At 68.5% G+C, this 8,514-nt stretch carries 14 protein-coding genes; 11 read left to right on the forward strand and 3 right to left on the reverse strand.

The features are described from left to right. The 4 genes from ACXJJV_RS04495 to ACXJJV_RS04510 all read left to right on the forward strand — a co-directional run. Window positions 1-99: 4Fe-4S binding protein (locus tag ACXJJV_RS04495; protein ID WP_456467000.1), on the forward strand; the 99-nt coding region annotated here is incomplete at its 5' end. Then, window positions 96-857 (forward strand): 4Fe-4S binding protein, encoded by a 762-nt coding sequence (locus ACXJJV_RS04500; RefSeq protein ID WP_456466988.1) that lies wholly within the window; start codon window positions 96-98, stop codon window positions 855-857. The genes ACXJJV_RS04495 and ACXJJV_RS04500, both read left to right, overlap by 4 nt. Continuing rightward, the gene (locus ACXJJV_RS04505) at window positions 854-1,495 is read left to right on the forward strand and encodes a CBS domain-containing protein (RefSeq protein ID WP_456466989.1); all 642 of its coding nucleotides are present in this window, start codon (window positions 854-856) and stop codon (window positions 1,493-1,495) included. The genes ACXJJV_RS04500 and ACXJJV_RS04505 overlap by 4 nt, the downstream gene beginning before the upstream one ends. A 69-nt stretch (window positions 1,496-1,564) precedes the next feature. After that, window positions 1,565-2,017 (forward strand): HTH domain-containing protein, encoded by a 453-nt coding sequence (locus ACXJJV_RS04510; protein ID WP_456466990.1) that lies wholly within the window; start codon window positions 1,565-1,567, stop codon window positions 2,015-2,017. A 2-nt stretch (window positions 2,018-2,019) separates the two neighbouring features. On the opposite strand, the gene hflX is transcribed toward ACXJJV_RS04510, so the two are convergent. Together hflX and ACXJJV_RS04520 are read right to left on the reverse strand one after the other, a co-directional pair. After that, entirely contained in the window at window positions 2,020-3,291 is a 1,272-nt protein-coding gene (gene hflX, locus ACXJJV_RS04515) for a GTPase HflX (protein ID WP_456466991.1), read from the reverse strand. Continuing rightward, window positions 3,260-3,676: a DUF2209 domain-containing protein gene (locus ACXJJV_RS04520; RefSeq protein ID WP_456466992.1), complete on the reverse strand. Its 417-nt coding sequence runs from the start codon at window positions 3,674-3,676 to the stop codon at window positions 3,260-3,262. Before ACXJJV_RS04520 ends, hflX begins: the two co-directional genes overlap by 32 nt. Window positions 3,677-3,724: 48 nt before the next feature. Here ACXJJV_RS04520 and ACXJJV_RS04525 point away from each other — a divergent pair, with 48 nt between their 5' ends. The 5 genes from ACXJJV_RS04525 to ACXJJV_RS04545 are packed head-to-tail and all read left to right on the forward strand — an operon-like array spanning window position 3,725 to window position 7,157. Further along, window positions 3,725-4,111 carry a DUF356 domain-containing protein gene (locus ACXJJV_RS04525; RefSeq protein ID WP_456466993.1) on the forward strand — a complete coding sequence of 129 codons (387 nt, stop codon included), beginning with the start codon at window positions 3,725-3,727 and terminating at the stop codon, window positions 4,109-4,111. After that, window positions 4,083-4,628, forward strand: a complete 546-nt coding sequence (locus tag ACXJJV_RS04530) for an SAM-dependent methyltransferase (RefSeq protein ID WP_456466994.1) — start codon at window positions 4,083-4,085, stop codon at window positions 4,626-4,628. Before ACXJJV_RS04525 ends, ACXJJV_RS04530 begins: the two co-directional genes overlap by 29 nt. Window positions 4,629-4,641: 13 nt before the next feature. Then, window positions 4,642-4,956 carry a MazG nucleotide pyrophosphohydrolase domain-containing protein gene (locus ACXJJV_RS04535; protein ID WP_456466995.1) on the forward strand — a complete coding sequence of 105 codons (315 nt, stop codon included), beginning with the start codon at window positions 4,642-4,644 and terminating at the stop codon, window positions 4,954-4,956. A 10-nt stretch (window positions 4,957-4,966) separates the two neighbouring features. Further along, complete coding sequence (locus tag ACXJJV_RS04540; RefSeq protein WP_456467001.1) at window positions 4,967-6,598, forward strand: cell division FtsA domain-containing protein; 1,632 nt, start codon at window positions 4,967-4,969, stop codon at window positions 6,596-6,598. After that, complete coding sequence (locus ACXJJV_RS04545; RefSeq protein ID WP_456466996.1) at window positions 6,528-7,157, forward strand: hypothetical protein; 630 nt, start codon at window positions 6,528-6,530, stop codon at window positions 7,155-7,157. Before ACXJJV_RS04540 ends, ACXJJV_RS04545 begins: the two co-directional genes overlap by 71 nt. Here ACXJJV_RS04545 and ACXJJV_RS04550 read toward each other — a convergent pair. Beyond that, window positions 7,125-7,637, reverse strand: a complete 513-nt coding sequence (locus ACXJJV_RS04550; protein ID WP_456466997.1) for a multiprotein bridging factor aMBF1 — start codon at window positions 7,635-7,637, stop codon at window positions 7,125-7,127. The genes ACXJJV_RS04545 and ACXJJV_RS04550 overlap by 33 nt on opposite strands. A 106-nt stretch (window positions 7,638-7,743) precedes the next feature. Here ACXJJV_RS04550 and ACXJJV_RS04555 point away from each other — a divergent pair, with 106 nt between their 5' ends. Beyond that, complete coding sequence (locus tag ACXJJV_RS04555; protein ID WP_456466998.1) at window positions 7,744-8,148, forward strand: hypothetical protein; 405 nt, start codon at window positions 7,744-7,746, stop codon at window positions 8,146-8,148. 3 nt (window positions 8,149-8,151) lie between these two features. Then, on the forward strand, window positions 8,152-8,514 hold a 363-nt coding region (locus ACXJJV_RS04560), incomplete at its 3' end, for a thiamine pyrophosphate-dependent enzyme (protein WP_456466999.1).

An 8,514-nucleotide genomic window follows, 5' to 3' on the forward strand; every position in this document is an offset into this window, starting at 1 on the left:
TCCCCTCCCGAGCTGGATGAGGAGCGGTGCGTGGGGTGCCTGGAGTGCGTGAGGGTGTGTCCCGCCCGGGCCATTGAGCCCGTGGGGGAGGAGCGTTGAGCGCCCGGGAGAGCGTTCCGCTGGACGAGCTGGTGGACCGGGTGCTGGAGCGCGTGGAGGGGGCGGACGAGGAGCTCGTCGCTCGCGTGGCCGCCGAGGTGGGACCCGTCCGCCGGGAGTTCGTGATCGTGGACGGGGAGCGGTGCGTGGGGTGCAAGATCTGCTACGAGGAGTGCCCGGTGGACGCGATCTCGGAGCCGGATCCCACCAACCCGCCCGAGATCGACCACGACCGGTGCGTGAGCTGCCGGCTGTGCGCGAAGTCCTGCCCCGTGGACGCGCTCAGCGTGGTCCGCGGTGAGGCGCGGGTGCGGGGGGAGGAGGTGGAGATCCTGCTTGACCGGGTGGAGGTGATCCGTCGGAAGATCGACGTGCGGGAGGCGCGGTTGGACGAGTCCAGGTGCGTTCAGTGCGGCCTCTGCCGTCAGGTCTGCCCGGTGGACGCGCCCGACCTGGAGCGGCTGGAGATCGATCTGGACCGGTGCGTAGGCTGCCGCGCGTGCGAGCACGCCTGCCCGACGGACGCGATCCGGATCCGCCGGCGTCTGGAGTCACCTCGGTTTGAGCGGGAGATCGAGCTGGATCAGGATTCCTGCATCGGGTGCGGGGTGTGCGTGGAGGTCTGCCCGGTGGACGCGGTGAAGATGGAGGGGGACGTGGCGAGCATCGATCACGATCGGTGCATCCGGTGCGGGGAGTGCGCCCGGAACTGCCCGGCGGGCGCGATCCGCGTCCGGGAGCGGGGTGAGGAGGGTTGAGGGCGGACCGGTGGGCGACGAGTGAGTACCCGGAGGTGCGGGTGGACGACGACCTGGAGCGGGCCGCGCGCGAGCTGTCCCGGTACTCGGAGTACACGGCGGTCGTGGTGGACGACTCCGGCCGGCTGGCGGGCCTCGTGACCTCCAACGACGTGTGCCGGGGCCTTTTGGCCGGTGCCGAGCGGGTGGAGGAGGTCTCTCGGCGGCCCGAGTCGCTCTCCCCTTCGGACCCGATCACCGAGGCCGTGCGGATGATGATGGACTCGGACCTCACGCTGGTCCCACTGGTCGAGGACGACATGAGCGTGGTGGGCGTGGTCACGCTGCGGACGGTTGTGGAGCTGATGTCGAAGCTGTACGACACCCCGGCGGAGAAGCTGCTGCGCGAGGTGTACGAGCACGCCCCCGGGATCTCGTGGGAGGAATTTATAGAGGCGGCGACGCTGGTGTTCAACCGGGAGCTGGGCCGGGACGTGTCCCCGGAGGAGTTCGAGCGGAAGATCAGCGATCGGACGTTCGGGTACGTGCTGTGGCTCATGGGAGGGCTCGAGCGGCTGTTCGTGTACCTGTTCAAGCTGGGGGAGGCCGTCGTGGCCCGCCGGGTGGCTAAGAGGCGGCGGGAGCTGAGGCGGTCTTAGCTCCCGCCCGCGCCAAAGTTATATGACGCGAAACGTTACACGAGCCTGAACGAGGGGGCGGTCCCGCGTATGGTGCGGGACGACGAGATCGCCGCGCTGACCCAGCTCCGGCTGGAGCGGGTGGCCAAGAGCCGCCCCCGTGGGGACCTGTGGGAGTTCCTGAAGCGGGCCTACGAGAAGGGCGTGAAGGTGGACGCGGGCCACCTGATCATCCTCTCCGTGCTGGAGGAGGCGAACCGGCTCCTCGACCAGCTGTCCCAGGCCGTGGGGGAGAAGAAGGCCAAGCAGATACTCAAGGAGGCCGGGATCTACACGCGCTCGGGGAACTACGTGAGCGGCGAGCTCCTGAAGGAGTTCATCAACCGGGAGAGTCGGGTGGCCGTGCACAACCGGGTCAAGGACCTGCGCAAGATGGGATTCAAGATCGACGGTAAGCCGGGCCCGGACGGCGGGTACGCGCTGGTCCAGGTCCCGGAGTGGTACCGAAAGAGCGTGAGGTCGGGCTCCGAGGAGTCGGAGTAAGATTAGTCCAGCACCTCGACCTCGCCCACGTCACGGACCATGCCCTTGACCCGGCCTACCACCTTCTCGCTAACCTCCACGTACAGCTCGACCCCGTCCTCGGACCACCGCTCGTCCAGCACCTTCCCCAAGTCGTGCAGCCGGGAGATCACCCGCATGCTGCGCGGGTCCGCGGGGAGCCGCACGCGCACGTTCCGCCAGTACCGGGACAGCACGGCCCGGAGGCGCTCCCGCAGCTCGTCCAGCCCCTCCCCGGTCTTCGCCGAGACGATGACCGGGTTCGAGACCATTCCCTCGAGCGCCTCCAGCCGGCGCTCCGCCTCCTCCCACCCGACGAGGTCGGCCTTGTTGAGCGCCGTGACGATGGGGGCCCGGGCCCCGATCTCGTCCAGCACCCGGTGACACACCCGCAGCTTCCGCCGGATCTCGCTCGGCTCCTCGCTCACGTCCACGACCAGCAGGATCAGGTCGGCCCGGGCCGTCTCCTCCAGCGTCGACTTGAAGGACTCGACCAGCCAGTGCGGCAGGTTGTCCACGAACCCGACCGTGTCCGTGAGCAGGACCCGGTGCCCGTCCAGGTTCAGCGCCCGCGTGGTCGTATCCAGCGTGGAGAACATCCGCTCGTCCACGCGCACCCGCTCGTCCGTGAGCCGCCGCATCAGGGTGCTCTTGCCCGCGCAGGTGTAGCCGGCGAGCGTCACGAGCTCGAAGCCGAGCCGGCGCCGGTGCTTCCGCTTCAGCTCCCGGTCCCGCTCGATCTGCCGCAGCTTCCGCTCGATCCGGGCGATCTTCCGCCGGATCATCTCCTCGTACTTGTCCGCCTCGTACTTACCCAGGCCCCGAAAGCCCGGCCGCTCCTCCCGCTTCGCCAGGTTCACCATCTCCCGGGCCCGGGGCAGCTCGTACTTGAGCCGAGCGAGCTTAACCTGCAGCTTGGCCTCCTTGGTCCGGGCCCGCTGCGCGAAGATCTCGAGGATCAGCTGGAACCGGTCGATGACCCGGACCCCGAACTCGCCCGCCAGGTTGTACGCCTGCACCGGCTTGAGCTCGTTCTCGAAGATCACCCGGTCCACGTCGTGCTCCCGGACGAACCGGGCGATCTCCTTCACCTTGCCCCGGCCGATGTTGTACCGCGGGTCCTCGTGCCGAAGCTGCTTGAACCTGCCGACGACCTCGTAGCCGGCGGATTCGGCCAGCTGCTCCAGCTCGTCCAGTCGACTCTCCTGACCCCACTCCAGGCGCTCAACCAGGACTGCCCTGGGACGATCGGGCAACCTTCAACCCCATCTTGACGCCCTTGTAGACGCCGTACGCCAGCTTGTGGGCCATCTCCACCACCTCGCGCTCCGCCACCGTCTCCGCGTACTTGAACGGGGCGCCCAGCAGGGCGGACACGCGCCACTCGGGCTCCCCGAAGAACTCGCCCGGCTCGGCCACGACCGTGAACTCGTCCGCCTTGTCCACCCCGTTCAGCGCCCGGGAGACCTCCTCCGCGAGCGTCCGCAGGTTGGGAGGCTCGGACGTCCTCACGACGAAGACGTTCACGTCCCGAACCGAGAAGACGTTGAACCCGTCCACCTCGGCGGAGACGCACGCCGTGATCCTATTATATCGGCCGTCCTCCTCGACGTGGCGCCCTGAGATATCCACCCCGACCACGTTTGTGCGCTCCAGAGTCGACCCCCCGGCGGGGTGGACACGCTGACCGTGTTTATAATCGTGCGCTCCGACTCCTACGAGAAGATCCTCAACTGCCTGTCCGATGTGGAAAGGTACGCGGGTATTAAAATCTTGGGCAAGCCTCGTATCCTCAGCCCCGACGTGGCCAACACCATCGTCCGCGAGCTGCTCGGAGAGGTCAAGCGGCCGTACCCGGTGGCCGCCATCGCCCAGGCGGAGGGGGAGCCGGCCGAGATCATCGAGAAGATCTCGAGGATCCACCCGCCCGGGCACGTGATCGTCGTCACGCCCCGGCACGGGGACATCTACCGGGGCCTCCTCCGACGGTTCGCCAAGTTCGAGGAGCTGCGCGGGTACCACCCACCCAAGCGGAGGATCGGGACGGATGAGGATCGAGAGCGGGAGGAAGGCTGAGCGGCTCCGCCGGCTGTTCCCGGACGAGGTGGAGTACCACCGGAACGACGACTTCGTGGTGACGTGCCCCACCCGGCTCTGCTTCGTGCCGACCCCGATCGACGCCGTGATCCGGATCCTGGAGCGCCTGAGGCCGGGCCCGGAGGACCTGGTGGTGGACCTGGGGTGCGGTGACGGTCGGTTCGTGGCGGCCGCCGCCTACCTGTGCGGGTGCCGGGGGGTGGGCGTGGACGCGCGGGAGGACGTGCTGCGGGTCGCGCGCCGTAAGTGCGAAACGCTGGGCGTAGACGATAAAACGACATTTATACGGGCCGACGTACGGGAGGTGGACCTCCGCGGGCTGGACCCGGATCTGGTGTTCGTGTACCTTTTCCCGTCGCTCCTGCGCGAGCTCGCGGAGGAGCTGGCCGCGTGCGGCGCCACGGTCGTCAGCTACACGTTCCCGATCGAGGCGCTCGGACCGGCCCGGGTGCTGAAGCTGGGCGAGCGCCGACGCGCGTACGTGTACGAGCCTTAAGGGGACGCCGGTCTTGAACGAGCTGATTAGGGCCGCGATCGACCGGTTCCGGTCCAGCCGCCGGCTCAGGTCTCAGATCCTCGGGATTTCGGGCCTCACCCCGCGGAAGGATCGGGCCGTGGAGGTGGCGACGGGAGCGCGGCTCGTGGAGGAGGCGCTGGAGGTACGGGACGCCGTGCGCCGCGGGGACCGGGAGAAGGTGCTCGAGGAGCTGGGAGACCTGCTGATCGAGGTGGAGGCCTTCATGACCGCCCACGAGATTAATTTGGAGGACGTGCGGCGTTTCCAGTCCCGCAAGCAGCGCGAGCTCGGGCAGCTGGAGGGCTAGTTGCTTGAACGTGGTGGCCGTAGACCTGGGGACCGAGGTGATCGCGGCGGCCGTGGGTAGGCTCCGCGGGGATAACCTGGTCGTCAAGGGGTACAGCGAGCGGTACATCATGGACCCCACGCTCATGGAGCGGGGTAACGTGCGGTACGTCCGCGGCGTCAGCGAGGTCGTGGAGCAGACGGTCCGGGAGGCGCTCAACAACGCGGGCCTCGACCGGCGGGAGGTGGAGGGCGTCGGGCTGTCGATGACCGGCGACCGGTTCGAGATTCAAGAGAAGGCGATCCGGGTGACCCCCGAGGGCAGCGTCGGGTGGGAGGACATCGGGCGCTCGATCGTGGAGCGGCTGGAGTTTTCCGACCGCGTCCGCCCGGTTTCGGTGGACATCGTGGAGCTGGAGGTGAACGGCACCGAGGTCGACCCGCGCGAGCTCAGCTCGGAGCACCCGGAGGGGATCATCGGGAGCCGAGCCTCGGAGGTGCGGTTCCGGGCCATCGTCTCGAGCGCGAACCCCACGCTCGTCCACAACCTGGAGCGGATCGCGGACATCCTCAACCTCAAGCTGATCACCATCTCCATCGAGCCCATCGCCGTGGCCAAGTCCCTGACGGCGGAGCAGCGCGCCACGGATTACCTCCTCATCGACTCCGGCGGCGGCACCACCGACGTCTCCATGATCCGGGACTCCAGCCTCGAGCTGTGCAAGACGATCAAGGTGGGCGGCCGTGACTTCACCCTCGCCCTGGCGAACGAGTTCGGCCTGACCTACGAGGAGGCGGAGAGCCTGAAGAAAAAGCTGAACTCCCCCGTCGCCGACGAGGAGCTCGCTAAGTACGGCATCTCCCGCAGCCAGGCGCTCGAGCCCATCGAGGAGGTGGCCGAGTACGTCCGGGACACCATCCTGTCCGCCGTCAAGCGCATGATCCGGGCCGCCGACCTCCAGCCGCCCGACCGCGTCGGCCTCTACGGGGGCGGGATCCTGCTGGACCAGGCGGAGAACGCGGTCCGGGAGGCCGTCATGATCGCCTACCGGGACTACCTGGGCACCGTCCCGCGCATCCACATCCTCGACGCGGCGCGCGTGGTCCCGCACACCGGCCGCCGCCTGCAGGGTCCCATGCGCGTCGTGGCCCTCTCCGTCCTGCGCGACACCGCCCTGTGCCAGCGGCACGCGGGGGCCCGGATCGAGGTCGAGGTGGACGAGATGCGGGCACCCGAGGGCCGCTACACCCTGGAGGTCAGCGGGCAGCTGGAGGACACCGTCCGCATCCCGCGCAAGACCGGCCTCAAGCAGGCCCTGATCAGCTTCATCAAGGAGGTCATCTTCATGGAACCCTCCCCGCTCATCGCCAAGCTCAAGGGACGAGCCTACGCCGGCACCGTCGCCATCAGGTTCGACGGGCTGGACGGGAACCGGGTGCGAAACGTGGAGGGCGTGCGGATCCGCACGCTGCCCACCAAGTCGGCGGACGAGGTGCGCCGCCTCCCCTACGAGTACATCATCGTGCAGGTGAAGGAGATGGGGCCCATTCTGATCCCGGTGGACGAGATCGTCGGCGAGGCGGGGGAAGAGGGTGAGACGGAAGGCCACGCTGATCGTCCTGAGGAGCGGCTGGACGATACCGGAAGTCGTCAACCTAATTAAACGGGCGAAGAACGACGTGGTCGTGGTCGTGGGGGAGATCGACTCGTTCAACCGGGAGGTCTTGTCGTCCGTCTGCCGCTCCCTGGACAAGATGGTCCTCTTCGGCGATGAGTACGTGGACAAGTTCTCCATCGACGAGCGGCTGGAGACCATCAAGGAGTCACCACCGGTCCGACACTGCGACCTCGCCGTGCTCGAGGAACCCGCGCAGATGGACGGGAAGGTCCTGCTGGACGTGAAGGCCGACGAGGAGACGATTGACAGGGTCCTCACCGAAGCGTATCGGCACTTCGACAAGGTCTGCCGCTACGAGCGCAACGTGAGGGCCGACGCGTACCTGGTCGTAGACCGGAGGCAGGGACGGATCCAGCTCTACGCCCAAAACAACGACGACAACCGGCTGCGCGAGTTCAGCATGAAGGTGGCGACGATGGTGGCGGGTCGGAAGGACCGCTCCTCCAGGCTCCGACGCGTCGCCCTCGCCTCGGCGGTCACGCTCGTCGTCCTGGGGGTCCTCCTGTCCGGGCTACTTCTTACGAATCTCCACCACGTCTCCTAGCGTGAGCCCCTCACTCTCGGAGCCCGACGTCTCGACCTCCGTCGCCTCCAGGGGCTCCAGCAGGTCCACCTCCAGCACCTTCTCCAGCCTCCGGGCCAGGTTCACGTCCGGCTCCATCTTCCCCGCCTCGATCCGACGGATCACGGACACCTTCTCCCCCACCCGTTCCGCCAGCTCCTCCTGACTCCACCCCTTGCGTTCCCGAGCCTCCCGCACCCGGTCCGCGTAGTCCGGAACCAGCTCGTACCCCTCCCGAAACGGGTCGAACCCCCTGGGACGCCGGCGACGCGGCCGGGGAGCCCGTCGAGGTGGGCGGCGACCACCGCGCTCCCGACGCCCCGAACCCACGCTCGGACGAGCCACCTCCCTGCCGAACCGGGCGCACTCCTCGCAGACCCGCAGCTCGGACCCTTCCACCCGCACGACCCTCGCCCGACCCCGAATCGGGCGACCGCAGATCTCGCACCTGCGCTCCGACAAAGCCCGTATCCCCTGGTCGAAGGGGGTAGCGCGTTCCCCGTCGGGGAAAGCTGAGGGCTGCTGATCAAATAAGGGTGCCGGTCTACCACCACCAAGGGCCCCGAGCTTGCCCCGGCTGATCATGCGCGGGAAGACCGTCCGAGGCAGCGGTGAGGTGGAGGGGGAGGTCATCCACGTCACGCACCCGGATCAGATCGTGGACATCCAAGAGGGCCAGGTGGTCTTCACCCAGGACCTGGGCGGGGCCTACGACACGTACCCGGAGGTGATGGGGGCCGTGGCCATCGTCTGCACGGGCGAGGTGCGCACCCTCTCCGACGACGGGGAGATCCCGGTCATCCGGGAGGCCCAGCCGGTCAACGAGGAGGTCAAGGAGCTGCTCGTCGAGCCCGAGATCCCGGAGGACGCCCCGCACCACGGGGAGGAGCATCGACACCTCATGCCCCCCGAGGGCAGCCGCGTGCGCGTCGACTTGGACCGCGGCGAGATTTACCTACTCGAGGAGGAGTGAGCGTTGCGACCCGAGGAGGCCCTCGCCCCGCTGGCGGAGCTCGTGGGCGACCGGGACCGGGTCGTGGTCGACCTCGGGGACAACACGATCGCCGCCGCCAAGGCCGGACTGGACCCGGACGGGGGCACCGGCGCGCTGGGCGGCGCGATCGCCGTCGCCCTCGGCCACTGCCTCCGCACCGAGGGCCGGGTGTACTGCGTGGTGGGCGACGGCGGCTTCTTCATGCACCTGCACACGCTGGCCACGATCGCGCAGAACCGGGACCGGTTCGAGAACCTCACCATCGTGGTCGTGACCGACGCCGCCTGGGGAATGACCGGGGGGCAGGAGAACCCCGCCACCGAGGCCTCGCCCGCCGAGGTGGCG

It is taken from the genome of Methanopyrus sp., assembly GCF_053997775.1.

What these genes read in the sequence shown, in the direction of transcription:
- ACXJJV_RS04510 (WP_456466990.1), top strand. Translation starts at nt 1,565, where the DNA reads ATGGTGCGGGACGACGAGATCGCCGCGCTGACCCAGCTCCGGCTGGAG.
- ACXJJV_RS04530 (WP_456466994.1), top strand. Translation starts at nt 4,083, where the DNA reads ATGAGGATCGAGAGCGGGAGGAAGGCTGAGCGGCTCCGCCGGCTGTTC.